The organism is Halomonas icarae, from assembly GCF_009901955.1.
In the GTDB taxonomy this organism is placed as follows: Bacteria; Pseudomonadota; Gammaproteobacteria; order Pseudomonadales; family Halomonadaceae; genus Halomonas; species Halomonas icarae.
Genome location: NZ_WUTS01000001.1, coordinates 2,351,107 through 2,376,631, shown reverse-complemented (window position 1 = coordinate 2,376,631; position 25,525 = coordinate 2,351,107). Strand labels below are relative to the sequence as shown.

The 25,525-nt window shown below is 65.0% G+C and carries 23 protein-coding genes; 14 read left to right on the top strand and 9 right to left on the bottom strand.

Translation table 11 applies throughout. The features are described from left to right. Window positions 1-437 precede the first annotated feature (437 nt). The 3 genes from mmsB to GRB80_RS10730 form a co-directional block, all read right to left on the bottom strand. Window positions 438-1,334: a 3-hydroxyisobutyrate dehydrogenase gene (gene mmsB / locus GRB80_RS10740; protein WP_161423574.1), complete on the bottom strand. Its 897-nt coding sequence runs from the start codon at window positions 1,332-1,334 to the stop codon at window positions 438-440. Window positions 1,335-1,692: 358 nt separating this feature from the next. Next, the gene (locus GRB80_RS10735) at window positions 1,693-2,847 is read right to left on the bottom strand and encodes an enoyl-CoA hydratase/isomerase family protein (protein WP_161423573.1); all 1,155 of its coding nucleotides are present in this window, start codon (window positions 2,845-2,847) and stop codon (window positions 1,693-1,695) included. Between the two features lie 85 nt (window positions 2,848-2,932). Then, on the bottom strand, window positions 2,933-4,099 hold the full coding sequence (locus tag GRB80_RS10730) for an acyl-CoA dehydrogenase family protein (RefSeq protein ID WP_132043908.1): 1,167 nt from the start codon (window positions 4,097-4,099) through the stop codon (window positions 2,933-2,935). 281 nt (window positions 4,100-4,380) lie between these two features. Between GRB80_RS10730 and GRB80_RS10725 the strand changes: the two genes are divergently transcribed. Together GRB80_RS10725 and GRB80_RS10720 are read left to right on the top strand one after the other, a co-directional pair. Beyond that, on the top strand, window positions 4,381-4,830 hold the full coding sequence (locus GRB80_RS10725; RefSeq protein WP_132043910.1) for a MerR family transcriptional regulator: 450 nt from the start codon (window positions 4,381-4,383) through the stop codon (window positions 4,828-4,830). Between the two features lie 86 nt (window positions 4,831-4,916). Then, window positions 4,917-6,644: an AMP-binding protein gene (locus GRB80_RS10720; RefSeq protein WP_161423572.1), complete on the top strand. Its 1,728-nt coding sequence runs from the start codon at window positions 4,917-4,919 to the stop codon at window positions 6,642-6,644. Between the two features lie 286 nt (window positions 6,645-6,930). Here GRB80_RS10720 and GRB80_RS10715 read toward each other — a convergent pair whose 3' ends face one another. Genes GRB80_RS10715 through GRB80_RS10705 form a run of 3 tightly spaced genes read right to left on the bottom strand, consistent with a single transcriptional unit; the run spans window position 6,931 to window position 9,262 of the window. After that, on the bottom strand, window positions 6,931-7,509 hold the full coding sequence (locus tag GRB80_RS10715; protein WP_161423571.1) for a hypoxanthine-guanine phosphoribosyltransferase: 579 nt from the start codon (window positions 7,507-7,509) through the stop codon (window positions 6,931-6,933). Between the two features lie 32 nt (window positions 7,510-7,541). After that, a complete protein-coding gene (nagZ, locus tag GRB80_RS10710; protein ID WP_237561970.1) occupies window positions 7,542-8,594 on the bottom strand; it encodes a beta-N-acetylhexosaminidase in 1,053 nt (350 codons plus the stop codon). A 2-nt stretch (window positions 8,595-8,596) separates the two neighbouring features. After that, window positions 8,597-9,262, bottom strand: coding sequence for a TetR/AcrR family transcriptional regulator (locus GRB80_RS10705; protein ID WP_132043916.1), 666 nt, complete (start codon window positions 9,260-9,262; stop codon window positions 8,597-8,599). 217 nt (window positions 9,263-9,479) lie between these two features. On the opposite strand from GRB80_RS10705, the gene lexA reads away from it, so the two are divergent. The 6 genes from lexA (at window position 9,480) to GRB80_RS10675 (ending at window position 16,232) form a co-directional block, all read left to right on the top strand. Beyond that, window positions 9,480-10,127 (top strand): transcriptional repressor LexA, encoded by a 648-nt coding sequence (gene lexA, locus GRB80_RS10700; RefSeq protein WP_161423570.1) that lies wholly within the window; start codon window positions 9,480-9,482, stop codon window positions 10,125-10,127. Continuing rightward, complete coding sequence (gene dinB / locus GRB80_RS10695; protein WP_132043920.1) at window positions 10,099-11,172, top strand: DNA polymerase IV; 1,074 nt, start codon at window positions 10,099-10,101, stop codon at window positions 11,170-11,172. The genes lexA and dinB overlap by 29 nt, the downstream gene beginning before the upstream one ends. A gap of 292 nt (window positions 11,173-11,464) precedes the next feature. Beyond that, entirely contained in the window at window positions 11,465-14,068 is a 2,604-nt protein-coding gene (gene acnB, locus GRB80_RS10690) for a bifunctional aconitate hydratase 2/2-methylisocitrate dehydratase (RefSeq protein ID WP_161423569.1), read from the top strand. A gap of 256 nt (window positions 14,069-14,324) precedes the next feature. Further along, window positions 14,325-14,531 (top strand): DUF6494 family protein, encoded by a 207-nt coding sequence (locus GRB80_RS10685; RefSeq protein WP_132043924.1) that lies wholly within the window; start codon window positions 14,325-14,327, stop codon window positions 14,529-14,531. Further along, a complete protein-coding gene (locus tag GRB80_RS10680) occupies window positions 14,524-15,474 on the top strand; it encodes an ABC transporter ATP-binding protein (protein WP_202597208.1) in 951 nt (316 codons plus the stop codon). The genes GRB80_RS10685 and GRB80_RS10680 overlap by 8 nt, the downstream gene beginning before the upstream one ends. Next, window positions 15,471-16,232: an ABC transporter permease gene (locus GRB80_RS10675; protein WP_132043926.1), complete on the top strand. Its 762-nt coding sequence runs from the start codon at window positions 15,471-15,473 to the stop codon at window positions 16,230-16,232. The genes GRB80_RS10680 and GRB80_RS10675 overlap by 4 nt, the downstream gene beginning before the upstream one ends. A 50-nt stretch (window positions 16,233-16,282) precedes the next feature. On the opposite strand, the gene GRB80_RS10670 is transcribed toward GRB80_RS10675, so the two are convergent. Beyond that, window positions 16,283-16,906 (bottom strand): hypothetical protein, encoded by a 624-nt coding sequence (locus GRB80_RS10670; RefSeq protein WP_237561969.1) that lies wholly within the window; start codon window positions 16,904-16,906, stop codon window positions 16,283-16,285. Window positions 16,907-17,439: 533 nt separating this feature from the next. Between GRB80_RS10670 and GRB80_RS10665 the strand changes: the two genes are divergently transcribed. The 5 genes from GRB80_RS10665 (at window position 17,440) to GRB80_RS10645 (ending at window position 23,297) form a co-directional block, all read left to right on the top strand. Then, window positions 17,440-17,925, top strand: a complete 486-nt coding sequence (locus GRB80_RS10665) for a putative pterin-binding protein (RefSeq protein WP_309663569.1) — start codon at window positions 17,440-17,442, stop codon at window positions 17,923-17,925. Further along, window positions 17,925-19,358, top strand: coding sequence for a sensor histidine kinase (locus tag GRB80_RS10660; protein ID WP_202597207.1), 1,434 nt, complete (start codon window positions 17,925-17,927; stop codon window positions 19,356-19,358). The genes GRB80_RS10665 and GRB80_RS10660 overlap by 1 nt, the downstream gene beginning before the upstream one ends. Then, window positions 19,345-20,427 (top strand): response regulator, encoded by a 1,083-nt coding sequence (locus GRB80_RS10655; protein ID WP_161423568.1) that lies wholly within the window; start codon window positions 19,345-19,347, stop codon window positions 20,425-20,427. Before GRB80_RS10660 ends, GRB80_RS10655 begins: the two co-directional genes overlap by 14 nt. Before the next feature lie 73 nt (window positions 20,428-20,500). Then, on the top strand, window positions 20,501-21,511 hold the full coding sequence (yejK, locus tag GRB80_RS10650; protein WP_161423567.1) for a nucleoid-associated protein YejK: 1,011 nt from the start codon (window positions 20,501-20,503) through the stop codon (window positions 21,509-21,511). A 10-nt stretch (window positions 21,512-21,521) separates the two neighbouring features. Then, a complete protein-coding gene (locus GRB80_RS10645) occupies window positions 21,522-23,297 on the top strand; it encodes an ABC transporter transmembrane domain-containing protein (RefSeq protein ID WP_161423566.1) in 1,776 nt (591 codons plus the stop codon). A 6-nt stretch (window positions 23,298-23,303) separates the two neighbouring features. Here the strand turns inward: GRB80_RS10645 and GRB80_RS10640 are convergent, their stop codons facing one another. Further along, window positions 23,304-24,080, bottom strand: coding sequence for a metallophosphoesterase (locus GRB80_RS10640; protein WP_161423565.1), 777 nt, complete (start codon window positions 24,078-24,080; stop codon window positions 23,304-23,306). Window positions 24,081-24,161: 81 nt separating this feature from the next. After that, window positions 24,162-24,482 carry a cupin domain-containing protein gene (locus GRB80_RS10635; RefSeq protein WP_161423564.1) on the bottom strand — a complete coding sequence of 107 codons (321 nt, stop codon included), beginning with the start codon at window positions 24,480-24,482 and terminating at the stop codon, window positions 24,162-24,164. A 186-nt stretch (window positions 24,483-24,668) separates the two neighbouring features. Between GRB80_RS10635 and GRB80_RS10630 the strand changes: the two genes are divergently transcribed. Beyond that, window positions 24,669-25,523, top strand: coding sequence for an AAA family ATPase (locus GRB80_RS10630; protein WP_132043938.1), 855 nt, complete (start codon window positions 24,669-24,671; stop codon window positions 25,521-25,523). Window positions 25,524-25,525: the final 2 nt, after the last annotated feature.

Below are 25,525 nucleotides of genomic sequence, written 5' to 3'. Positions count from 1 at the left end.
GCAAGGCATGGCTGTGATAGCACTCAATACCCTCTCTCCCCAGGAACTAATAGATAGATTAGCCCCGGGAAGAGGAGTGATGTGTCAGCAATTTCACGAGAAGGCCGTCGGTGATCGCCGGCTTCCTTCAAGAGCGCGGTGGGATGCTGGGCCCTCAGGATACAGCTACAACGGTGAAAGGGCGGCAGAGCATGGCAGGAAGCCTGCCGCTATGTGGTGGGAGGCCGGGTTTCCCGGGCGAAGGCGCCGTCAGGCGCCCCAGCGGTGTTGCGAAACATGCTGGCCCCTCCGGGGAGGCCTTCGGCCTCCATTCGCCCGGCACAGCCGGCCTCCCACCAGGCACCCGAGCCGGCCAGTTTTAATGAGAGGCCCATTCGCCCGGCACAGCCGGCCTCACACCAGGTGCCCAAGCCGGCCTTGCACAAAGCGGCGTGGCCCTACTCCCCTTCGCGATAGAGCTTCTGGATGCTGGAGAAGTCGAGGCTGCCGCTGCCCTGGGCGCTGTGCAGGGCGAAGAGGTTGCGGGCCTGGGAGCCCATGGGCACGGTGGATTTGGAACCCAGCGCCAGCTCCCAGGCGAGGCCGAGATCCTTGGCCATCAGGTCGGTGAGGAAGCCACCCTGGTAGTCGCGGCTGGCGGCGGAGCCTTCCATGACGCCGGGCCAGGGGTTGTAGACGTTGAGCGCCCAGTTGCCGCCACTGCTCTGCTTCATGATCTCGGAGAGCACGGCCGGGTCCATGCCGTTCTTGACCCCCAGCGCCAGGGCCTCGGCCGTGCCACTCATCAGGATACCCAGCAGCATGTTGTTGCAGATCTTGGCGACCTGGCCGGCACCGTTCTCGCCGGCGTGGAAGATATTCTTGCCCATGGCCTCGAGCACCGGCCTGGCCTGCTCGAAGCCTTCGGCGCTACCGCCGACGATAAAGGTCAGGGCACCCGCCTTGGCACCGCCTACGCCGCCGGAGACGGGTGCGTCGAGCCAGGTCACGCCGCGCTCCTTGGCGGCGGCGGCCACCTCGCGGGCATCCTCCGGCGAGATGGTGGAGGCGTCGATGATCAGCGGCTTGCTCTCCAGGCTTTCCAGCAGCCCAGGGCCACCGTCACGCCCCAGGTAGAGGCTCTTGACGTGAACGCCGGCGGGCAGCATGGAGATGATCACCTCGGCGCCCTTCGCGGCGGCCTCGGCGGACTCGGCGCGCTTGGCACCCTCGCTCTCCAGCGCCTGCATGGCGCTCTCGACAAGGTCGAAGACGGTAACGTCATGGCCGGCCTTGACCAGGTTGCTGGCCATGGGGGACCCCATGTTGCCGAGGCCGATAAAGGCGATATTCATGTCTTTCTCCTTGTTTGAAATTTGGTCAATCAGGGCGCCTGACGGCGCCATTCGCCCGGCAGAGCCGGCCTCCCACAAGTGAGGCCAGCACATGGTTTGGCAACACCACCGGGGCGCCTACGGCGCCAGTCGCCCGGCAGAGCCGGCCTCCCACAAGTGAGGCCAACCCATGGTTTGGCAACACCACCGGGGCGCCTACGGCGCCATTCGCCCGGCAGAGCCGGCCTCCCACAAGTGAGGCCAGCACATGGTTTGGCAATACCACCGGGGCGCCTACGGCGTCATTTGCGATGCGGAGCCGCTGCGGCGGATCGATTTCGCCTATTGGCACCGCGTGCGGCGATACGACATCAATTCGTTACCCCACCCGCTGGCCATGGCCCAGGTCGCGCAGTGGGTGCTCCTCGCTGGTCCATGGGGATTCGAACATGGCGTCGATAAAGGTCACGGGGACGCTGGCGACGTCGCGGTAGGTCCACTGGGGATTCTTGTCCTTGTCGATCAGCAGCGCGCGTACGCCTTCGACGAAGTCGCCGAGGCGGCCGCACTGCACCGAGAGCACCAGCTCGTCGCGGAAGGCGTCGGCGAGGCTGGTGTGGGCGTGGCGCTCGAGCATGCGCCACACCAGGTGGGCACTGATCGGGCAGCCGGCGGCCAGGCGCTTGCGGTTGGCGGCGAGCCACTTGTCGTCGCTGTCATCGGCCAGAATGCGGGACACGGCGGTCTCGACATCGACGTTGCCGACCAGCGCCTGAATGGTGTCCTGGTGTGGTGCTACCTGCCCTGCCGGCGCCTGTTCACGCGCCTCGAAGCGGTCGATCACGGCCTGGACAGTGGCACGCCGTGTCTTGGCGCTGCGATCGCCAAAGTCGGCCTCGCCCAGTGCCTCGAGCAGCGCCGCGCGACACTCACGAGGGATAAAGTGATCTCCCAGGCCGAGGTCCAGGGCATCCCGAGCGTTGAGCTGGGCGCCGGTCAGGCCCAGGTAGGCGCCCACGCCCAGCGGCATGCGGTTTAGGAACCAGCTGGCGCCGATATCCGGATAGAGCCCGATGGTGATCTCGGGCATGGCGATCAGGGTGGTCTCGGTGACGAGACGATGGGACGCCCCGGCCGTCAGCCCCAGGCCACCGCCCATGACGATGCCATCCGCCCACACCATTACCGGCTTGGGAAAGGTGTGGATGCGGTAGTCGAGACGGTACTCCAGGGTGAAGTAGGTCGCCGGCAGCTCGCTGTCGCGACCCGACCCGCGGTTCTCATCCTCTTCGTTCAGGGCCCGGTAGAGTGCGACCACGTCGCCACCGGCGCAGAAGGCCTTGTCGCCGCTGCCCTCGATCCATACCGCGACGATATTGCGGTCCACCGCCCAGGCCTCGAGCTTGGCATCGAGCTGGCGCGCCATCTCGAGTGACAGCGAGTTGAGCGAGCGCGGGGCGTTGAGGGTGGCGACGCCGATGCGCCCACCGTCGGCGGTGGGCCGCTCGTCGAAGAGCACGGGTAGATCCGACATCCTGGTCTCCTTATGGCTTTTTTCAGGCGAGTTACTGGATTCAGGCGAGCTGCCCGATTCAGACAAGATGGTTTGTTCAAGCGAGTTATTGAAGCGATTCGATCACGCCGTCGGCGAGCAGGCGCCGCGCGACGATCAGACGCATGATCTCGTTGGTCCCCTCGAGAATCTGATGAACACGGGTATCGCGCACCAGCCGCTCCAGGGGGTACTCGCGGATATAACCATAACCGCCATGCAGCTGCAGGGCCTCGTTGCAGACAGTGAAGCCCATGTCGGTGGCGAAGCGCTTGGCCATGGCACAGTGGGCGGTGGCCTCGGGGTCACCATTGTCCAGGCGCCAGGCGGCGTGACGCACCATCAGGCGCGCGGCGGTGAGCTCGCTGGCCATATCGGCAAGCTTGAACTGCAGCGCCTGGAACTGGTTGAGCTCGCGCCCGAACTGCTTGCGCTCGGCCAGGTAGTCGCGAGAGAGGGTCAGCGCCTGCTGGGCGGCGCCCAGGGAGCAGCTGGCGATATTGAGGCGGCCGCCGTCGAGTCCCTTCATGGCGAACTTGAAGCCCTCGCCCTCCTCGCCCAGGCGATTGGTGACCGGCACCCGCACGCCGTCGAAGCTGACCAGGCGAGTCGGTTGACTCTTCCAGCCCATCTTCTCCTCGTTCTTGCCATACTCGATACCGGCGGCATCGGCAGGCACCACGATCGCCGAGACGCCTCCGGCACCGCTGTCCGGCGCCCCGGTGCGCGCCATCACCACCAGCACCTCGGTGGCACCGGCACCCGAGATAAACATCTTAGAGCCACTCAGCACATATTCGTCGCCCTCGCGCACGGCCTTGGTGCGCAGGCTGGCGGCATCCGAACCGGCACCGGGCTCGGTGAGGCAGTAGGAACCCAGCGCCTCGCCGGCTACCATGGCGGGCACCCAGGCCTCGCGCAGGGCATCATCGCCCCAGCTGGCGATCATCCAGGTCACCATATTGTGGATGGTGAGATAGGCGGTGGTGGCCACACAGCCCTGGGCGAGCTGCTCGAAGATCAGCGAGGCCTCCAGTCGCGAGAGCCCCAGGCCGCCGTGCTCCTCGGGGGTATAGATGCCCAGGAAGCCGGCCTCTCCCGCCCGGCGAATCACGTCAACCGGGAAGTGAGCGTTGGCGTCCCACTCGGCGGCATGGTCGGCGAGCTCGGCGCGGGCGAAGTCCGCCGCGGCCTGGGCCAGTGCCTTCTGGTCGTCGGTCAAGGAGAAGTCCATGGAAGGTTCCTCGTCGTCTGGTTGTTATGGGCCGTGTCAAGAACAGTGTTAAGAGCAGTGTTAAGAGCAGTGTTAAGAGCAGTGTTATGGACAGTGTAGTGGCGCTTCACGGCCGTGATGCCTGGCGCTACTGGACAGTCGCACCAACCTAGCACTTGCTTGGTTTATCCCATATCAACCCATGGTCTAACAAGACCTTTACGTTAACGTAAACCTCGGCTAGTGTTGCCTGAAGGCGGGCGAGCCACGCTCCGCTTGCCAATAACAAACGGAAGACACTCATGACTCAACCACCCTCCACTTCGGCTCCCGCCACCGCCCAGGACGGCCCGCTGCCCCGCCAGCGACGTACCTACAGCATCGGCGAGCTGGCCAAGATGTTCGAGGTCACCACGCGTACCATCCGCTTCTATGAGCAGGAGGGGCTGCTGGCTCCGGAGCGTCGCGGCCAGACTCGCATCTATGACGAGAAGGACCGCGTACGCCTGAAGCTCACCCTGCGCGGCAAGCGCCTGGGCTTCTCGCTGGCCGAGATCCGTGAGGTGGTCATGATGTACGACGCCATGCCCGACGGAAATCGGCGCCAGCTGCGACGCCTTATCGAGATCCTGGCCGACAAGCGCAGCAACCTGGAGCGCCAGCTGGAGGATATTCGGCTGATGCAGCTCGAGCTCGACGACGTCGAGCGCCGCGCCCGGGATGTGCTGGCGAGCCTCGGCGATAGCGACTGACGCATCCGTGCCAGCCCCCACGCAGTGCTGTCCAACCGCCCAACAATTTCAGCAACAATATTCAGCAACAAGCGCGAGACACGCTCATGACACGTCAAATCAACTCGATCAGCTATGTCAGCGGCACCAGTGATACCCCGCTCAAGGGCCAGACCATCGGTGACTGCTTCGACGAGACCGTCGCACGCTTCCCCGACGGTGACGCCCTGATCAGCCGTCACCAGGGGCTGCGCTATACCTGGAAGGAGCTGCAGGCCACCGTCGACCAGGCCGCCCGCGCCCTGCTCGCCATCGGCGTGCAGAAAGGCGAGCGGGTGGGCATCTGGTCGCCGAACTGTGCCGAGTGGACCATTACCCAGTTCGCCACGGCCAAGATCGGTGCCATCCTGGTCAATATCAACCCCAGCTACCGCACCCACGAGCTGGAGTACGCCCTCAAGCAGTCCGGCGCCTCGACGCTGATTCTGCAGGGGACGTTCAAGAGCTCCGACTACGTCGCGATGCTGGCCGAGCTGGCCCCGGAACTCAACGAAGAGCCGGCCCCGGGGCTCCAGAAAGAGCTGCGCGACGGCGGACCGAGCACCTTCAAGAGCGCCAGGCTTCCGGAGCTCAAGCGCGTCATCTGCCTGGATGGCGATCGCGCCCTGACCGGCATGTTCAGCTGGCAGTCGATGCTGGCTCACGCCGACGAGGTCTCTGCCGAGCACCTCGCCGAGGTGCAGGCCAGCCTGCAGTTCGATGATCCGATCAATATTCAGTACACCTCCGGCACCACCGGCGCGCCGAAGGGTGCCACCCTCTCCCACCACAATATCCTCAACAACGGTTTCTTCGTGGCGCGCACCATGGCGCTGACCGAGAAGGACCGCATGGTGATCCCGGTACCGCTCTACCACTGCTTCGGCATGGTGATGGGCAACCTGGGCTGCATGACCCATGGTGCCACCATGATCTATCCGGGGGATGGCTTCGATCCCGAGCAGACCCTGCGTGCGGTCTCCGAGGAGAAGGCGACCACCCTCTATGGCGTGCCGACCATGTTCATCGCCGAGCTGGAGCACCCGGATTTCGAGAGCTTCGATCTCTCGCATCTGCGTACCGGCATCATGGCGGGCTCGATCTGCCCCATCGAGGTGATGCGCAAGGTGATCGATCGCATGAACATGCAGGATGTCACCATCTGCTACGGCATGACCGAGACCAGCCCGGTGAGCTTCCAGACCGAGACCGACGCCCCGCTGGAGAAGCGCGTGACCACCGTGGGCACGATTCACCCCCACCTGGAGGTCAAGCTGGTCAGCCCCGAGACCGGCGCCGTGGTGGCGCGTGGCGAGACCGGTGAACTCTGCACCCGCGGCTACAGCGTGATGCTCGGCTACTGGAACAACCAGGAAGCCACCGACAAGGCCATCGATGCGGCGGGCTGGATGCACACCGGCGACCTCGCCACCATGGATGACGAGGGGTATGTGGCGATCGTCGGACGCATCAAGGACATGATCATCCGCGGCGGCGAGAACATCTATCCGCGCGAGATCGAGGACTTCCTCTACACCCACCCCGCCGTCTCGGATGTGCAGGTGATCGGCGTCCCGGACGAGAAGTATGGCGAGGAGGTGATGGCCTGGATCAAGCTGACCGAGGGCCAGGCGCTGACCGAGGAGGCGCTCAAGGCGTTCTGCAAGGGCAAGATCGCCCACTACAAGGTGCCGCGCTATGTGAAGTTCGTCGACGAGTTCCCGATGACCGTCACCGGCAAGATCCAGAAGTTCAAGATGCGCGAGGAAGCCGTGCATGAGCTTGGCTTGAAGTAGGGGCCAAGCAGCCAGGCAGCCAGGCAGCCAAGCGAAAGGTAGAAACTAGAAAGAGAAACCCCGCAGGCCTCAAGGGCCGGCGGGGTTTCTGATTCTATGCACCGCCACCCGCTGGGAGGCCGAAAAACTATGGCAGGAAGGCTGGGTATGGTGGAAGGCCGGTTCCCCCGGGCGAATGAAGGCCGAAGGCCTCCCTGGCAATGCCAAGGAGCTGAGCAACCCCTCCGGGCCGCCTGGCGGCGCCTTCGCCCGGCAAAGCCGGCCTCCCACCAGCAGTTAGCACTGCTTATAGTCCTTTGGGTGCGAAGATTCCCGGGGCGTTGCGCCAGTAACCCTTGATATCCATGCCGAAGCCGTACACATAGCGGTCGGCGACCTCCAGGCTGCAGTAGTCGGCCTTGAGGCCGGGAACCGCCTTGCGGTCGTGCTGCTTGTCGACCAGCACGGCGGTGGTGACGCTGGCCGCCCCCGCCTCGCGGCAGTAGTCGAGAATGGCGGCCAGGGTCGCGCCCTCATCGAGGATATCGTCAACGATTACCACATGGCGTCCCGCCATGGGGATCTCCGGCGATACGCGCCAGAACAGCTCCCCTCCCCGCGTCCTGCCGCGGTAGCGGGTGGCATGCAGGTAATCCACCTCCAGCGGGAAGCCGAGGCGAGTCAGCAGGTGGCCGGTGGTGATCAACCCCCCATTCATGACGCAGTAGAAGACCGGCAGCTTGTCACCCAGGTCGCGGGTGATCTCCTCTGCCATGCGGTCGAGGGCGCGTTCGACCTCCTCCTGGCTGATCAGGCAGTCGGCGTTGGCCATCAGTTCGCGCATATCGGTCAACGACTGATGGGTCTCGGGGTCGAGTCTGGACATCGAAAGGATCTCGTATGGAATTAAAGTTGGGATTACCCCATGGCCTCGAGGTGGGCATGCAGGCGGCGCCAGCGCGACAGCGCGGAGAGGCTCTCCAGGGACGGCCGCGCGCGGCCGAAGCGTAGCTTCGACAGGCGTGGCGTGGTGCGGTGATCGCGACAGGCATCGAGCACCTCCAGGGCCGCCTGACGATCATTGCAGACCAGCAGCATGTCACAGCCGGCAGAGAGTGCCGCCTGGGCACGCTCGGCGGGCGTCCCCGCCGAGGCGGCACCGGCCATGCTCAGATCGTCGGAGAAGATCACCCCCCGGAACCCCAGGCTCTCCCGCAGCATGCCTAGCCAGGCCGGGGAAAAGCCTGCGGGGCGGCTATCGAAGTCGGAATAGACGACATGGGCCGGCATCACGGCGTCGAGCCGCGCGGCCAGCCGCTCGAAAGGCACCAGATCATGGGCGCGCAGGGCCTCGAGGGGGCGACCATCGACCGGCAGCTCGTGATGAGAGTCGGCCGACACCCCGCCATGCCCCGGAAAGTGCTTGCCCACCGCCACCATGCCGGCCTCGTGGAGGCCATCGATCAAGGCACCGGCCAGCGTCGTCACGACCTCGGGAGAGGAGGAGAGGCTGCGGTCGCCGATCACCGTGGAGGTGCCACCATCGACATCGAGTACCGGGGCGAAGGTGAGATCGAGACCGCAGGCGGCCATCTCCATGCCCAGCAGCCAGCCGGTGTCCTGACACAGCCGCCGGGTCTCGTCGGGGCGGCTATCCATGTCACGCCCGAGGCGGCGCATGGTGGGCAGCCGCGTCACGCCCTCGCGAATGCGCTGGACACGCCCCCCCTCCTGATCGATGCCGATCAACAGAGTGGGCCGCAGTTGACGAATCGAGTCACACAGCTTGCGCACCTGAGTGGCCGAATCGACATTGCGCGCGAACAGGATCACGCCCCCTACCTCCGGACGGCACAGCAGGTCGGCCTCATCGGCCGTCAGCCGCGTGCCCTCCAGATCCAGCATGACGGGACCCAAAGGGTCTCTGGCGGGTTGAGACATATGCACCTGAGGAGTGGGCGTCTGGGACATGATCAGGCCTCCTGTGGGGCAGACGACAGGTGGTCCGGTAACGGTGCCTGCATGGCGGCCACCACCACCGGCCGCAGGCGACGTACCAGATCGCGTACCGTGACATGCTCACCATAGTCCTTCTCGGCGATATCACGCAGCGCATCCAGGCCCGAGAGGGTAAAGATCACCGAGCCGAGCATGAAGTGCAGGCGCCAGAAGCGTTCGCTATCGGGCAGCTCCGGCGTCGCCTGGCGAATCAGCGCGGTGAAGCGGGTAAAGACGCTGCCATACTCCTCCTGGATATAGCGGCGCAGGTGGCCCTGGGCCTGACTGTAGGCGAGCCCAAGCAGACGCATGAAGACCTTGAGGCTGTTGCGCTCCGCCGGCACCTCCAGCACGCTGCCCGCCATGGTCTCGAGCAGACGTTCCAGGGGAATGGGCTGGCCAGCATAGTGCGCCTCGAGCTCATCCAGAGCACGATGAAAGCGTTCGGTAAAGGGGTCGAGATAACGCGCGAAGACCGCCTGGATCAACGACTTCTTGGAACCGAAATGGTAGTTCACCGCCGCCAGGTTGACCTTGGCCTTGCTGGTAATGGTGCGCAGCGATGTCTCGGCGAAGCCACGCTCGGCGAACAGCACCTCGGCGGTGTCGAGGATCCGGGTGACGGTATCATTCTGTGCCATGCTGGGAGCGTCCAGTTATAAACATTTGTTTGAAACTTAGCGCAATTCTACGCTAGTGGGCAGTTTGGGCTCAACGCTCGGGTAACGCATCGTTTAAAACGACCTTGAGATCGAGCCCCTTTCCGATGTTTCCACGCTGGAACATCCCAATTACTGTAAGGAACGACATGCTGTATACTTGATCAATACGCTTGCGCCATTCGCACAGGAGGTTCCCATGGCTCGTCCGCTGACCCAGCGCCAACAGAACGTCTACGACTTTATCGTCAAGACCATGCAGGAACTCGGGTACCCACCGACCCGGGCGGAGATCTCCCGGGCGATGGGGTATCGCTCGCCCAATGCGGCCGAGGAGCATCTGCGCGCCCTCGAGCGCAAGGGCGCCATCCGCATGATCTCCGGCACCTCACGGGGGATTCGACTGCCCGCCCAGGAAGCGGAGGCCGAGACCGAGGAGGCCCCGGCGCGGCAGCTGCCGATCATCGGTGAGGTGGCGGCGGGCAGCCCGATCCTGGCCGCCGAACATATCGATCGCTACTGCCCGCTGCCCCCGGAGTATTTCACGCCCCGGGCCGACTACCTGCTGCGAGTCCGCGGCCTGTCGATGAAGGAGATCGGCATCCTCGAGGGCGACCTGCTGGCGGTGCACCGCACCGATCGAGTGCGCAATGGTCAGATCGTGGTGGCACGACTGGAGGATGAGGTCACCGTGAAGCGTTTCCAGCGCAAGGGTCACCAGGTGACCCTGGTGGCGGAAAATGCCGATTTCGCCCCCATCGAGGTCGACCTGCGGCACGATCCACTGGAGATCGAAGGCATCGGCGTTGGCGTGATCCGTGGCGGCAACGGTCAAGCCCTCTCCTGAGCGCAAGATCCTCCACGCCGACTGCGACTGCTTCTATGCGGCGGTGGAGATGCGCGACAACCCTGCGTTACGCGACATTCCGCTGGCCATCGGCGGGAGTGTCGATCGGCGCGGGGTCATCGCGACCTGCAACTACCCGGCGCGGGCCTTCGGCATCCATTCGGCGATGCCCACGGCCCGCGCACTACGCCTCTGCCCTCACCTCACCCTGCTGCGCGGCGACTTCGACAAGTACCGCGAGGTCTCTCGCCAGATCCAGGCGATCTTCCATGAGCTGACCCCCCTGGTGGAACCGCTCTCGCTGGACGAGGCGTTTCTCGATGTCACCGGCGTGGAGCGTTTCTCGGGCAGCGCCACCTGGATGGCGCAGTGGATCAAGCAGGAGAGCCTGAGACGTACCGGGATCACCGTCTCGGTAGGCGCGGCCTCCAGCAAGTTTCTGGCCAAGATCGCCAGCGACTGGGAGAAGCCCGATGGCCTGACGGTCATCCCTCCACACCGAGTCGAGGAGTTCGTCAGCGCGCTACCGGTAAAAAAACTCCACGGCGTGGGCCCGGCCACCGGCGCTCGCCTGGACGCCCTGGGCATCGACACCTGCGCCGAGCTGCGAGAGCTGCCCATCGAGCGCCTGGTGGAGGAGTTCGGCAAGTTCGGCAAGCGCCTCTTCGAGCTGGCCCGCGGCATCGATGACCGCCCGGTCAAGCCCGAGCGCGAGCGCAAGTCGGTCAGCGTGGAGACCACCTTCGCCCGCGACCTGCCCGACCTCGCCCACTGCCGGGAGGCACTGCTGCCGCTCTGCGAGAAGCTGGAGGAGCGCCTGGCACGCCACGGCCACCCGGCGCTTGCCGGCATCGTCATCAAGGTACGCTTCGATGACTTCAGCCTCACCACCCTGGAGAGCCGTGGCCTGGCGCCCTCCCCCGAGAACTACGCCAGATTGCTGGAGCAGGCCTGGCGGCGCGGCCAACGCCCGGTGCGTCTGCTGGGCGTCGGCACCCGGCTGGTGGAGGCCGATGCGAGGCGCCAGCTCAACCTGCCGTTGTGAGCCCTCCCCTTTTGGGGTCAGGCCCCAAGAATGGGAGGCTCCTGTAGTACAACCCACATCCCGCCGACCAAAGTGCAAGGCCCGCCAGCATGGGCTTCTCTTAACATTGTCGACAGTCTCGCGTAGAATCGCCGCCACCTGAAACGGGGACTTCCCTCCCTGTTCCACACGCCAGAGGCTTGTTCCGGTGCTGTTTCTACCGGGTAGCGACTCAATCGAATAGCGACTCTAACTGGGTCGTGATTCCACCGGGTCGCGACACTCTGGCCCCACACGCAATGAGGGCCCTAACGTGCTTGAAGCCTATCGCCAACATGTCGAGGAGCGTGCCGCCGAAGGCGTGCCGCCTAAGCCGCTGAACGCCGAGCAGGTCGCCGCCCTGGTGGAACTGCTGAAGACGCCGCCGGCGGGTGAAGAGGAGTTCATCCTCGACCTGCTGACCAACCGCGTCCCGCCGGGCGTCGACGAGGCTGCCTACGTCAAGGCCGCCTTCCTGACCGCCATCGCCAAGGGCGAGGCCGAGTCCCCGCTGATCGACAGGGTCCACGCCGTCAAGCTGCTGGGCACCATGCAGGGCGGTTACAACATCGTCTCGCTGGTCGAGCTGCTCGACGATGCCGACCTGGCCAAGGAAGTGGGCGAACAGCTCAAGCATACCCTGCTGATGTTCGACGCCTTCCACGACGTGGAGGAGCGTGCCAAGGCGGGCAACGCCGTGGCCAAGGATGTCATCCAGTCCTGGGCCGACGCCGAGTGGTTCCTCGCCAAGCCCAAGCTGGACGAGAAGATCACCCTGACCGTCTTCAAGGTGCCTGGCGAGACCAACACCGACGACCTCTCCCCGGCCCCGGACGCCTGGTCGCGCCCCGATATTCCGGTGCACGCCAACGCCATGCTCAAGAACGAGCGTGACGGCATCGAGCCGGAGGAGCCGGGCGTCAAGGGCCCCCTCAAGCAGATCGAGGACGTGAAGGCCAAGGGCTTCCCGGTGGCCTACGTCGGCGATGTGGTCGGCACCGGCTCCTCGCGCAAGTCCGCCACCAACTCCGTGCTGTGGTTCTTCGGTGACGATATCCCCAACGTGCCGAACAAGCGCGCCGGCGGCTTCTGCTTCGGCGGCAAGATCGCCCCGATCTTCTTCAACACCATGGAAGACTCCGGCGCCCTGCCGGTCGAGATGGATGTCTCCAGGCTCGAGATGGGCGACGTCATCGACGTCTACCCCTACGAGGGCAAGGTGTGCAAGCACGGCACCGACGAGGTGCTGACCACCTTCGAGCTCAAGACCCAGCTGATCCTCGACGAGGTGCGCGCCGGCGGCCGTATCCCGCTGATCATCGGTCGCGGCCTGACCACCAAGGCGCGTGAGTCTCTGGGCCTGCCCGCCTCCGACGTCTTCCGCCTGCCCGAGCAGCCCGCCGACACCGGCAAGGGCTTCACCCTGGCCCAGAAGATGGTCGGCAAGGCCTGCGGCCTGGACGGCGTGCGTCCCGGCATGTACTGCGAGCCGAAGATGGCCACCGTGGGCTCTCAGGACACCACCGGGCCGATGACCCGCGACGAGCTCAAGGATCTGGCGTGTCTCGGTTTCCAGGCCGATCTGGTGATGCAGTCCTTCTGCCACACCGCCGCCTACCCCAAGCCGGTCGATGTGGATACCCACCACACCCTGCCCGACTTCATCATGAACCGCGGCGGCGTCTCGCTGCGCCCGGGCGACGGCATCATCCACAGCTGGCTGAACCGCATGCTGCTGCCCGACACCGTGGGCACCGGCGGCGACTCCCATACCCGCTTCCCGCTGGGCATCTCCTTCCCGGCCGGCTCCGGGCTGGTGGCCTTCGCCGCCGCCACCGGCGTGATGCCGCTGGATATGCCGGAATCCGTGCTGGTGCGCTTCAAGGGCAAGCGTCAGCCGGGCGTCACCCTGCGTGACCTGGTCCACGCGATCCCCTACTACGCGATCAAGGACGGCCTGCTGACCGTCGAGAAGTCCGGCAAGAAGAACGCCTTCTCCGGTCGCGTGCTGGAGATCGAGGGTCTCGAGGACCTCACCGTGGAGCAGGCCTTCGAGCTCTCCGACGCCTCCGCCGAGCGCTCCGCCGCCGGCTGCACCATCACGCTGTCCGAGGAGAGCGTGACCGAGTACCTCAAGTCCAACATCACCTTGCTCAAGTGGATGATCGCCAATGGCTACGGCGACCGCCGTACCATCGAGCGCCGCATCCAGGGCATGGAGGAGTGGCTGGCCAACCCGAGCCTGATGCGTGCCGACCAGGACGCCGAGTACGCCGAGATCATCGAGATCGATCTCGACCAGCTCAATGAGCCGGTACTCTGCGCGCCCAACGACCCGGACGACGCCCGTCTGCTCTCCGAGGTGGCCGGCGAGAAGATCGACGAAGTCTTCATCGGTTCGTGCATGACCAACATCGGCCACTTCCGCGCCGCGGGCAAGCTGCTCGAGAAGCAGCCGGCCGGCAGCCTGAAGACTCGCCTGTGGCTGGCACCGCCGACCAAGATGGATCAGCACCAGCTGACCGAGGAGGGCTACTACGGCATCTATGGGCGTGCCGGGGCACGCATGGAGATGCCGGGCTGCTCGCTGTGCATGGGTAACCAGGCGCGCGTCGCCGCCAAGAGCACCGTGGTCTCCACCTCCACCCGTAACTTCCCGAACCGCCTGGGCGACGGTGCCAACGTCTACCTCGCCTCTGCGGAACTGGCGGCCGTGGCCGCCGTGGAAGGCCGCCTGCCGAGCGTCGACGAATATCGCCGCTACATGAGCGAGTTCGACGCCATGGCCGGCGAGATCTATCGCTACATGAACTTCCACGAGATCGAGGAGTATCAGAACGCCGCCTCCAACGTGATTCCGATCGCTCAAGAGGCCTGAGTGCCGCGGTTCTGATATCCTCAGCTTCGACTCCGATGCTCGCAACATCGCAGGCCGCCGTTCGCGGCGGCCGGAGCCGATACCAAAGCGCCCTTCGGGTCGCTTTTTTCGTTCTGCGTAGACTCACGCGAACCTCGTCGGTGCCATCTCCAGGCTAAGTGCCATCTCCCGACTAAATGCCATCGGCGCCGAGGCGACAGTCTCGAGCAGTCACGGTAGGATGGAAATTGATCCCCCTTGCTAAAGGAGTCTCAGCATGAACCAGGACGCTTTCCAGCACAGCATTCGCAAGCTGCTCAAGACCGTCGGCGTGAATACCCAGCAGGAGATCGAGAAGGCCGTGCAGCAGGCGATCGATGCGGGCGACCTCAAGGGGGACGAGCAGCTGCCGGCGCGGGTCACCGTGACGGTCGACGGCATCGACCTGGCGCTGACCTTCGACGGCGACATTACCCTTGAGTGAAGCGCGGGACAGCACGGCCATTCGCGTCGAGGGCCTGGGCAAGACATTCGCCGGCGGCTTCGAGGCACTCAAGGATATCAATCTCGAGATTCGTCGTGGCGAGATCTTCGCCCTGCTCGGCCCCAATGGAGCGGGCAAGACCACCCTGATCAGCGTGATCTGCGGGCTGGTCAACCCGAGCCGCGGACGCGTGCTGGTCGATGGCTACGACAATGTGCGTCAGTTTCGCGAGGCACGGGCACGCATCGGCCTGGTGCCCCAGGAGCTGACCAACGACGCCTTCATCAAGGTGTGGGATACGGTGAGCTTCAGCCGGGGGCTGTTCGGCAAGCCGAGGGATCCGGCACATATCGAGAAGGTGCTACGCTCGCTGTCGCTGTGGGAGAAGCGCAACAATCGCATGATCACCCTCTCCGGCGGCATGAAGCGCCGGGTGCTGATCGCCAAGGCGCTGGCCCACGAGCCGGAGATCCTGTTTCTCGACGAACCCACCGCCGGGGTCGATGTGGCCCTGCGCCGAGACATGTGGGAGGTGGTGCGGGCGCTGCGCGACAGCGGAGTGACCATCATCCTCACCACCCACTATATCGAGGAGGCCGAGGAGATGGCCGACCGCATCGGGGTGATCCGCTCCGGCGAGCTGGTGCTGGTGGAGGGCAAGCAGGCGCTGATGCAGCAGCTGGGCCGCAAGGAGCTCACCCTCCATCTGCGTGATCCGCTGGCATCGGTGCCGGAACGCCTCGCCCGTCATCGCCTGACGCTGGCCGAGGAGGGACACGCCCTGGTCTACGCCTATGACGCCACGGCAGACGAGGATGATGGCACCGGTATCGCCGGGCTGCTGGCCGACCTGGAGGCCGCGGACATCGCCGTCAAGGACCTGTATACCCGCCAGAGCTCCCTGGAGGAGATCTTCGTCAATCTGGTCAAGGAGGCGACGTGAACCTCGAGTCCGTCAAGACCCTCTACCGTGCCGAGATGGCCCGCAGCCTGCGTACCGTGCTGCAGAGCATCGTCTCGCCAGTACTCTCCACCTCGCTCTACTTCGTGGTGTTCGGTGCCGCCATCGGCACGCGGATCAGCGAGGTGGACGGCATCAGCTACGGCGCCTTTATCGTGCCTGGCCTGATCATGCTGATGCTGCTCACCCAGAGCGTCTCCAACGCCTCGTTCGGCATCTTCTTTCCGCGCTTCTCGGGCACCGTCTACGAGGTGCTCTCCGCGCCCATGTCCTACTGGGAGGTCGTCGCGGGATATGTGGGCGCCGCGGCCAGCAAGTCGCTGATCCTGGGGATCATCGTGCTGATCACCGCACGGCTGTTCGTGCCCTACACCATCGCGCACCCGCTGATGATGGCACTGTTCCTGGTGCTGACGGCGACTACCTTCAGCCTGCTGGGCTTTATCATCGGCATCTGGGCCGATGGCTTCGAGAAGCTACAGCTGGTGCCGCTGCTGGTGATCACGCCGCTGACCTTCCTCGGTGGCACCTTCTACTCCATCGATATGCTGCCCCCCTTCTGGCAGGCGGTCACCCTGGCCAATCCGGTGGTCTATCTGGTCAGCGGCTTCCGCTGGAGTTTCTACGGAATCAGCGATGTCAGCCCTCTGCTCAGCCTGGGTATGATCGTTTTATTCCTTGCCGCGGCACTGGCGGTGGTGGCCTGGATCTTCCGTACCGGCTATCGACTGAAGCCCTAGCCACCGGGACCAGCCATCGTAACAGTCCCGCAGGAGCGGGACTGTTACGGTCAACGGGCGGACTGCTCGCGCACGGCGTCAAGATCCCACGCCTTGAGCAGCTCGACGGCAGGAGCTTCCGATTCCAGCCTGCTGCCATCGACCTGCATCAGGATGCGTCCATCCATCAGGAAGGAGGCCTCGGCGCTGCCGTTGTCGGGATCCCACTTGAGAATCGCGGATTCGCGCCCGATGCGAATACGCTCCATATTGGGTTGGGCGGCGATCAATGCCGGGTTGTTGAACATCGCCGACATGGCCTGAATCATCGGATTGTCGATCATCAGCTTGGCGGTAAGCCGACCCTCGCCGCCGTCCTGCCGATACTCGCGCTCCAGCATGCTCCCTCCCCCACCGAACATCGCCGCCGCACCGCCACCACCACTGGTGCTGACCTCGGCGGCGCTCCACCCGTCGGGAGGCGCGGGGAAGGTCTCGGCGATTCTCGCCGCCATCAGCTTGCGCATATCGCTAATGGCGAACTCCAGTTCGGTGATCGCCGCGCCATACTCCTCCTCCTGGTAGAGCTCCAGGCCCAGCTCGATCTGCTCGACCACTTCGTCGGCCTGGGCCTGTGCCACCCAGCTCCCGAGGCTCAGCGCACCGGCTGCAATAACTGCCATGCCACGTTTCATGATGATCTCCTCGCTAATTCCGGGGACCTGCCCCGCTTCAGGCTCCTGGCGACTCCAGCGCCTGGTCCCATTAATCCGCCTCACCACCCTCACCAATCAGAGAGTTCGTGCGCTGCTCGCCCTGCAGGGCCCTACTCACCGGCCAGCTCTGCCGCAACTCCTGTCGGGTGTAATAATTGCTGAATGCGCTCGCGCATATCAGGCTGTCGCAGCGTATTACTCGTCATCGTCTTGACTCCCCCGGCCTACCCAGCCTGAGTGGCTGTCGCTCCCTATCTCACCCTCGATACGGCAACATGCTAGGGTGCCCTGAAGGTGCGCCCTCGAAAGCCTGGACGCCAGGCGTTCCTGCTGCCGCCGCCTTCTCATAGCCTAGCGCCCCGATGCAGCACGCGACCCCTTCATACGCAGGGGGTCACCCTTGATCCCGGCGGGCTACAGTGCAATAGGGGCGATCACAAAAGAGGGGCGATCACAAGGGAGACGTTGACGTGATACCGATCCGATACTGTTTTCTCCGATACTGTTTTCTGGTGGCTCTGTTACTCGCCTTCCCGACCGCGACCTGGTCCACCGACACCCCCTTCCTTCCCCCCAGGGATGACGTCTTGTTGGAGGTCGCCGGCGATATTGCACTCACCAATCTCGGTGATGAGGCTCATCTGGATGCCCAGATGCTGAATGCCCTGCCCCGTGAGCGGCTGACGACCCATACCAGCGTTACCGACGGCCGCCAGACATTCGAGGGCTTTCTGGTTCGGGATCTGCTGGATGCCCTGGCGGCGGACGGCGAAACGGTGACGGCCCTGGCCCTCAACGACTACCGGGTCGAGATCCCGATCGAGGACTTCCGGCGCTACGATGTGCTGCTGGCCGACACCATGAACGAGCAACGCCTCACCCGTCGCGACAAGGGGCCCCTGTGGATCGTCTATCCGCGTGACGACCACCTCGAGCTGCAGGATATCCGTTACGACTACCGCTGGGTCTGGCAGCTGCATCGGCTCGAGATCGACTGATGGCCAAGCTGCGAAGCGTACCCGCCTATGCCGCGCCGACTCTGGTGATCGTGGCATTGACCGCGTTTCTCGTCTTCGCACTGGTTCGCCTCGTTCAGGTCGAGCAGGCCATGCGCGTCAATGTGGATGAGAACATGCTGTGGGTGGTGACCCAGGCCCAGGTGGCCAGCCACCGACTGGATCAGGCGATCAACCGGCAGGCGCTGGGAGACCTCCGCGAGGACCCCGAGCTGCGCCTGGATATCCTCACCAGCCGCCTGACGCTGCTGGATGATGGCCCCCAGCGACGCTACCTCACCAACGAAGGATTGGCGGCGCGTCTGGATGATGCACTGCTTCAGATGCAAGCCCTGCGTGACAGTGCCACGACCACGGAAGGGATGAACGGATTCGACCCTCAACGGCTCACGCCACATCTCGATGCGCTGATGGCCAGCCTCAATCGCATCGCCAACCGTGTCATGATGGCCGAGTGGGAGAGTACGGGGGCACGCCTGGATACGTACCATAGCAGCCTCAGGCAGGTGATCGCTTCCATCATCGGCATTGGCCTGAGCGGCATGGTACTGGTCATGCTGCTGGTCATCGCCCTGCGCCAGCGACGCGCCGCACAGCGTGAATTGATGGTGCATCGTGACCGCCTGGAGGAGGAGGTCGAACGTCACGTCTATCGCTATCGTCAGACCTCCGAGGCCCTCGCCCAGTCCCTCGACCGCGAGCGTGGCGTCAGCGAGTTCTATCGCAGCTTCGCCGCCATGGTCTCCCATCAGTTCCGAACGCCGCTGGCGGTCATCGACTCGGGCCTGCAGCGGCTACAACGTCGGCATCTGCAGTTCAGCCCCGAACAGCGCAGCGAACGCTATACGCGGCTGCGCGAGGCGGTCACCCAGATGACCCGCCTGGTGGAGTCCTCGCTGACCGCCGCGCGTATCGACGGCAAGCAGGTCATAGCCAGCCTGGGACGGCATTCGTTGCGTCGTATCGTCGATGAGCTCTGCCACCTGGAGGCCGACGTCTCCGGTACCCGGCGTCTGCAGGCACGGCACGGCGCTGAAGACGCCTGGGCCTGGTGCGACCGCACCCTGACCGAGCAGATACTGGCCAATCTTGTCGAGAATGCCGTGAAGTACTCCCCCGAGAGTCAGCCGGTACATCTCACCACGGCCCGCGAGGCGAATCAGATCATCTGTCGGGTAACGGATTTCGGTCGTGGCATTGCTGTCGACGAGCAACCGCGACTGTTCGAGCGATTCTTCCGCGGCAGCGCTGCGGCCGGCAGCGATGGTACCGGCCTGGGATTGAATATCGCTCGCCATCTGGCCCAGATCCAGCACGGCGACCTGACGATGTGCTCGCGCCCCGGTGAGGGCACCACCTTTACGCTGCGGCTACCCGCCGCCGAGGTCAGGGAGAACGGCAATGAACAGTCATGACATCACTCACCGTTCACCGCTGATTCTATGCGCCGAGGATCAGGAAGATCTGCGCGCCGACATCTGCGATGAGCTCAGAGAAGCGGGATATGCCGTGCTCGAGGCGGCCGATGGTGAGGCCACTCTGCAGCAGGTCGACGCCTGTACTCCGGATCTGATCCTGTGCGATATCAATATGCCCGGGCTCAACGGCTACGGGGTACTCGATGCCGTGCGCGAACAGCGGCCACACCTGGCCGATACGCCCTTCGTGTTTCTCACCGCCCTTTCGGATCCTCGGGAGGTGGTCGAAGGCAAGCGCCTCGGGGCCGACGACTACCTGGTCAAACCTATCGACTTCGACCTGTTGCTGGCCACGATCGATGCCCGGTTGCGGCAGGTCTCACGCATGCGCGACAAGTCGAGCCATGAACTCCAGGAGCTGCGCCAGGCCATGAGCGCGCTGCACCAGGAAGTATCACAACAGGCGTTTCAGGCCGCCACCCGTGTGCTGGATCTGGTGGCACCGGGCATGGTGCTGCTTGATTGCCAGGGCGAGATCACTTTCATCAATCAGCGAGCGCAGCAATTGGCCGCAGCGAGCGACGTTCTTCGATTGAACCGGACATTCTCCGTGCGCGGTGCCATGGCCCGAAAATTACGCGAGACCCTCGCGGCGGCGACCCTGGCCAGTTGCCAGGGCGAGGAGCCGGTCTTCTCCCTGCGCCTGCCCCATCAGCCAGGCGGACACGGCCTGCTGGTGCTGATCTGCGCGCTAGGACAGACACCGGAAGCCACGGGGAAGGACGCCAGTGTCGTGGTGCTGTTATCGGCGCCGGATCAGCGTCCGCCATTGCCTCGGGAGATACTGGCCAGCCTGTTCGGGCTGACGCCTACCGAGTCACGAATCGCCACCGCACTGCTGGAGGGCCTGCGCAGCGAGGAGATTGCCGAGCAGATGGGCGTCTCTCCTACTACCGTGGCCTTTCACCTGCGCAACCTGTTCCAGAAGACCGATACCCATCGTCAGGCGGATCTGATCGCGCTGCTGCTGGCCGGTTCGATGACCGCCTATCTCGAGGAGCGCTGAGACCGTCGCGCCTATCGGCGGCGACCAGCGGCGGGTATCATGCCTGCCCTCGTCCACCATCGCGGGAGGTCCCATGCCCATCCTCAACGCCATCGTGCATCGCATCGAGAAAGGCGGTGACGCCCCGGCTCGTCTACTGCCGGCAAGTGAACCGCTGTCCGAGTCGGAGGCCCTGGAGGCCATGCTCGAGGGCCTGACCCGCGCCTATCATGCCAAGAACAAGGCCTGGGGCCACTTCGCGGAGCGCGGCCAGGATGATGAGAGTGATGCCGCCTCACCGCTGGCGATGGAGCTCACCGCCTATCTGGAGGAGCAACGCGACTTCGTTGCCGTGACACGAGACCTCGCCGGCCGCCTCGCCACGCTGCTGGATGCCCACCTCTCCGTGTCCGGTGACCTGATGGTGCTGGACACGCGTTTCGGCGATGCTCGCTTCCTGACCCTGGCCCTGCTGCACCATCGAGAGGGGTTCGCCATCGACGACGATCTGCAGCCGACGCCGGCGCGCCAGCTCAATATGACCCAGATGAGCCTGGCCGCCCGGCTCGATATCAGCCAGTGGCAGCGCGGCGACTCCCGACAGTACCTCTCCTGGACCCGCGAGCGTGGCGGCAAGGCACTGGCCGAGGGCTTCGCGGCCCTGCTGGGTGCCGTGGAGGGCGTCGATGCCCCGGGGGAGACCCGCACCCTGCTCAAGGCCTTCAGCGACTATGTCGAGCAGGAGGACCTGCCCGAAGAGAGCAGCCGCGAGAAGACCGAGACCCTGGTGGAGTATGCCAGCGAGCAGGCCAGTCGGGGCGAGCCGATCACCCTGGAGGAGCTCTCGGGGCTGCTCGACGAACAGCAGCCCAAGGCCTTCTACGATCATATTCGCAACGCCGACTACGGGCTGTCGCCGGAGATCCCACCGGATCGCAAGACCCTGAACCAGTTCAAGCGCTTTACCGGACGCGCCGGCGGGGTCTCGATCAGCTTCGACTCCCACCTGCTGGGCTCCAGCATCGAATACGACGAGGCAAGCGACCGCCTGATCATCAAGCAGGTACCCAAGCAGCTCAAGGAGCAGCTCAAGGGTCAGGGCTAGGGAGGCGGTGATGTCGTCACGCCCCGATCCTCGCATACTGCTGCGTCTGCTGAGCCTGCTGGCCCCCTATCGAGGGCGCCTGGCGCTGGCCGCCCTGGCCCTGCTGATGGCCTCGGGCAGCGTGCTGCTGCTGGGCCAGGGGCTGCGCCTGGTGATCGACCGCGGCTTCATGGACGCCGACAGCGCCGCCCTGGGGCGCACCCTGGGCATGATGCTGGTCGTGGTCACGGTGCTGGCGATGGCCTCGGCACTACGCTACTACCTGGTATCCTGGATCGGCGAGCGGCTGGCCGCGGACCTGCGCCGCCGGGTCTTCGATCATCTATTGACCCTGGAGCCCGGCTTCTTCGAGAGTGCCCAGGCGCCCGACCAGGCCGCCGGCGAGATCACCTCGCGACTCACCGCCGATACCAGCGTGCTGCAGAGCCTGTTCGGCTCCTCGATCTCCCTGGCCCTGCGCAACCTGGTGATGTTGATCGGTGCAGTCCTGCTGATGCTGGCGACCCAGCCATGGCTGTCGGCCATCGTGCTGCTGGGCATTCCGGCCACGGTGCTGCCGATTCTATGGTTCGGCAGGCGGGTGCGGGGGCTCTCGCGGGCCAGCCAGGACCGGGTGGCGGAGCTCGGCCGTTATGCCGACGAGGCGCTCTCCGGCATCCGCACCATCCAGGCCTTCACCCATGAGCGGCTCGATCGGCGCGACTATGCCGGGCGCGTCGAAGAGGCCTTCGCCAGCGCCATCGCGCGTACCCGCCAGCGCGCCTGGCTGACCGGCGTCGCCATGCTGGTGGTCTTCGCGGGGGTGGGCATCATGCTGTGGCAGGGCGGGCTGGCGGTACTCGCCGGCGAGATCAGCGCCGGTGAGCTCTCGGCCTTCGTCTTCTATGCCGTGCTGGCGGCCGGCGCCGTGGCCACACTTGCCGAGGTGGCCGGCGATGTGCAGCGCGCCGCGGGGGCCGCCGAGCGCCTGCTGGAGCTGCTCGACACCCGCCCTGGCATCGCACCACCTAGCCGGCCGATCCCTCTGCCTCGGCCACTCGCCGGCGAGATCCGCCTGGAGGGAGTAAGCTTCACCTATCCGGGCCGGAAGACCCCGGCGCTTGAGGCCATCGACTTGACCATCCGCCCGGGCGAGCGGGTGGCGCTGGTCGGCCCCTCGGGCGCCGGCAAGAGCACCCTGCTCGCGCTTCTGCTGCGTTTCCATGATCCGGACAGCGGCACCCTGCGCCTCGACGGCATCGACCTTCGCGACCTGGCCCCCTTCGAGCTGCGCTCGGCCCTGGGCCTGGTGGCTCAGGAGCCGGTGCTGTTCACCGGCAGCGTGGCCGACAACCTGCGTTACGGCGACTTCGATGCCTCGACCGATGCACTGCGCAGGGCCGCCGAAGCGGCCAACGCGCTGGCCTTTATCGAGGCGCTACCCAGGGGCTTCGATACCCCCTTGGGCCCCGGGGGCGTACAACTCTCCGGCGGCCAGCGCCAGCGCCTGGCGATTGCCCGGGCGCTGCTCAAGGATCCCCGAGTGCTGTTGCTGGACGAGGCGACCAGCGCCCTGGATGCCGAGAGCGAGCGCCTGGTACAGCAGGCCCTGGACCGGCTGATGGTGGGACGCACCAGCCTGGTGATCGCTCATCGCCTGGCCACGGTGGCCGCCGCCGACCGCCTCCTGGTGATCGACGAGGGACGCCTGGTGGCCGCCGGCAGCCATGACCAGCTGCTCGACACGAGCCCGCTCTACCGCCGCCTGGCCGAGCTGCAGTTCGGGCGGCAGGCAGCACAGGGGTGATGTGCATCAGCTTGATGGCCCCGGCACCGCAACGACCAGGTCGGGAGTAAAGAGCGGGGGATCGAACTCTCCCGGGTAACCACCGGGGTTGGCGATAACGCGGGTCCCCGCGATTTCGACATCGACCGGCTCGTGGACGTGGCCGTGGATCCAGAGGTCCATGCGCCCCATCAGCTCGGGCAGATGAGACGCGAAGGCCGGCGAGGCCGCATCGCCCCGATAGCCGGACGGGATGCACTCGGCCAGCGGCGCATGGTGGCTGATCACCACCCGGGGGCCGCCGAAGGGCTCGGCGAGCGCGGACTCCAGCCAGCTCCTCGCCTTGGCATGCAGACGACGGCTCTCCGCCGGGGTGAACACCACTGCGTCCGGCTGCTCGACGATGCGAAAGTCCGGCATAAAGGCCAGTACCCTCTCTTCGGTAAGCGCCGGGTCGTGATCGGGCTCGCCGGCATAGAGGTCGAAGTCGGTCCACAGGGTAGTGCCGTGGAAGCGCACGCCGCCCAGGGTCAGTGAGCGGTTGTCGAGCAGGTGGATGCCGAGCCTGGCTGCCTCGTCGGCCAGCTCCCGGCGTAGAACCGGCATACTGCTACGATAGAACTCATGGTTGCCGGGGACATAGAGAGTCGGTATGCCGGCGAAGCGCTCGGCCGCCCACTCGAGCCCTCGAGTCCCGCGCGAGATATCTCCGGCCAGAATCACCACGTCACACTCCACATCCGGCAGCTCTCGCCATTCATCGAAGCACTCGAGGTGCAGATCGGAGAGTACCCTCAAGCGCATGGTTCAGACCCCTTTGTAGCACGCCATTTACGACACAGTTTGATACAGGCTCCACGCGAAGGCCATGTGCCCAGACGAAGGCTATCCGTTATAGTGCACCGCCAGCCAGATGGTCGTCTGCTCCGGATCCGACCACGCCACGCGGTGTCGGCAGTGTGCCGGAATCACCAGATGATCGCCCGGGCCGAGCTCTCGCTCCTCGCCCGTCACGAAGGCCAGTACCGCACGCCCCTGCAGCACCGCTACCCACTCGTGCCGGGGCTGATCGTACCAGCCCTCTTTAGGCGAACTGTGGCCGCGCGAGATGATGCGCTCGATGCGCACCCCCTGGCCGGCGGCCAGCTCATCGAACTGCTCTTCTTCCAGCTTATCGGGAAGTGATGCATAGAGGTTGCGAAGCATGTTTCCTCCCTTGAAGATTCCTGGGCCACCCTTTCACAAGTCTACAGATAAACCATGAAACCCTGGCCTGGCTGTTAACTTGGTAATCCTTCTTGCATAACCGTGCTGAGGTTTGTCCCTGCTGGCGCCCTTCCGTACACTTGTTTGATCCCTTCACCCCTCTGATGACAAGCCGAGGCATGACGCATGGCGTTTGATTCCACTTCCACCTATGTAGCTACCGAGGCCCTCAAGCAGGCGGTCAACGCCGCCGTGACCCTGGAGCGTCCGCTGCTGATCAAGGGCGAGCCCGGCACCGGCAAGACTCTGCTCGCCGAGGAGCTGGCGGCCTCGCTGGGCACCGAACTTCACACCTGGCATATCAAGTCATCCACCAAGGCCGCCCAGGGGCTCTACGAGTACGATGCGGTAAGCCGCCTGCGTGACTCCCAGCTGGGCGTCGAGGGCGTGGAGAACGTCGCCAACTACATCAAGCCCGGCAAGCTGTGGGACGCCTTTACCGCCGACAGGCGGGTGGTACTGCTGATTGACGAGATCGACAAGGCGGATATCGAGTTCCCCAACGATCTGCTCCAGGAGCTGGATCGCATGGAGTTCCATGTCTACGAGACCGGCGAGACCATCACCGCCCGCCACCGCCCGATCATCATCATCACCTCCAACAACGAGAAGGAGCTGCCCGACGCCTTCCTGCGCCGCTGCTTCTTCCACTACATCGAGTTTCCCGACCGCGACACCATGCAGGCGATCGTCGATGTGCACTTTCCGGACATCGCCCCGAAGCTGGTCAGCGAGGCGCTGGAGGTGTTCTTCGACCTGCGTCAGGCCCCGGGCCTCAAGAAGAAACCCTCCACCTCGGAGCTGGTCGACTGGCTAAAGCTGCTGATGAGCGACGAGCTGGCCCGCGAGGCGCTCTATCAGCGTGACCCGGTCAAGGCGATCCCGCCGCTGGCAGGCGCGCTGGTCAAGAACGAACAGGATACCCAGTTACTGGAGCGGTTGGCCTTCATGATGCGCCGCCAGGGCAACCAGAGGCGCTGAAC

Coding starts and splice junctions, on each gene's coding strand:
- GRB80_RS10635 (WP_161423564.1), bottom strand. CDS start 24,482: ATGCTTCGCAACCTCTATGCATCACTTCCCGATAAGCTGGAAGAAGAG.
- GRB80_RS10735 (WP_161423573.1), bottom strand. CDS start 2,847: ATGTCGGATCTACCCGTGCTCTTCGACGAGCGGCCCACCGCCGACGGT.
- GRB80_RS10640 (WP_161423565.1), bottom strand. CDS start 24,080: ATGCGCTTGAGGGTACTCTCCGATCTGCACCTCGAGTGCTTCGATGAA.
- lexA (WP_161423570.1), top strand. CDS start 9,480: ATGGCTCGTCCGCTGACCCAGCGCCAACAGAACGTCTACGACTTTATC.
- yejK (WP_161423567.1), top strand. CDS start 20,501: ATGCCCATCCTCAACGCCATCGTGCATCGCATCGAGAAAGGCGGTGAC.
- GRB80_RS10730 (WP_132043908.1), bottom strand. CDS start 4,099: ATGGACTTCTCCTTGACCGACGACCAGAAGGCACTGGCCCAGGCCGCG.
- GRB80_RS10645 (WP_161423566.1), top strand. CDS start 21,522: ATGTCGTCACGCCCCGATCCTCGCATACTGCTGCGTCTGCTGAGCCTG.
- GRB80_RS10670 (WP_237561969.1), bottom strand. CDS start 16,906: ATGAAACGTGGCATGGCAGTTATTGCAGCCGGTGCGCTGAGCCTCGGG.
- GRB80_RS10705 (WP_132043916.1), bottom strand. CDS start 9,262: ATGGCACAGAATGATACCGTCACCCGGATCCTCGACACCGCCGAGGTG.
- GRB80_RS10655 (WP_161423568.1), top strand. CDS start 19,345: ATGAACAGTCATGACATCACTCACCGTTCACCGCTGATTCTATGCGCC.
- GRB80_RS10685 (WP_132043924.1), top strand. CDS start 14,325: ATGAACCAGGACGCTTTCCAGCACAGCATTCGCAAGCTGCTCAAGACC.
- mmsB (WP_161423574.1), bottom strand. CDS start 1,334: ATGAATATCGCCTTTATCGGCCTCGGCAACATGGGGTCCCCCATGGCC.
- GRB80_RS10715 (WP_161423571.1), bottom strand. CDS start 7,509: ATGTCCAGACTCGACCCCGAGACCCATCAGTCGTTGACCGATATGCGC.
- GRB80_RS10725 (WP_132043910.1), top strand. CDS start 4,381: ATGACTCAACCACCCTCCACTTCGGCTCCCGCCACCGCCCAGGACGGC.
- GRB80_RS10630 (WP_132043938.1), top strand. CDS start 24,669: ATGGCGTTTGATTCCACTTCCACCTATGTAGCTACCGAGGCCCTCAAG.
- nagZ (WP_237561970.1), bottom strand. CDS start 8,594: ATGTCCCAGACGCCCACTCCTCAGGTGCATATGTCTCAACCCGCCAGA.
- GRB80_RS10720 (WP_161423572.1), top strand. CDS start 4,917: ATGACACGTCAAATCAACTCGATCAGCTATGTCAGCGGCACCAGTGAT.
- GRB80_RS10660 (WP_202597207.1), top strand. CDS start 17,925: ATGGCCAAGCTGCGAAGCGTACCCGCCTATGCCGCGCCGACTCTGGTG.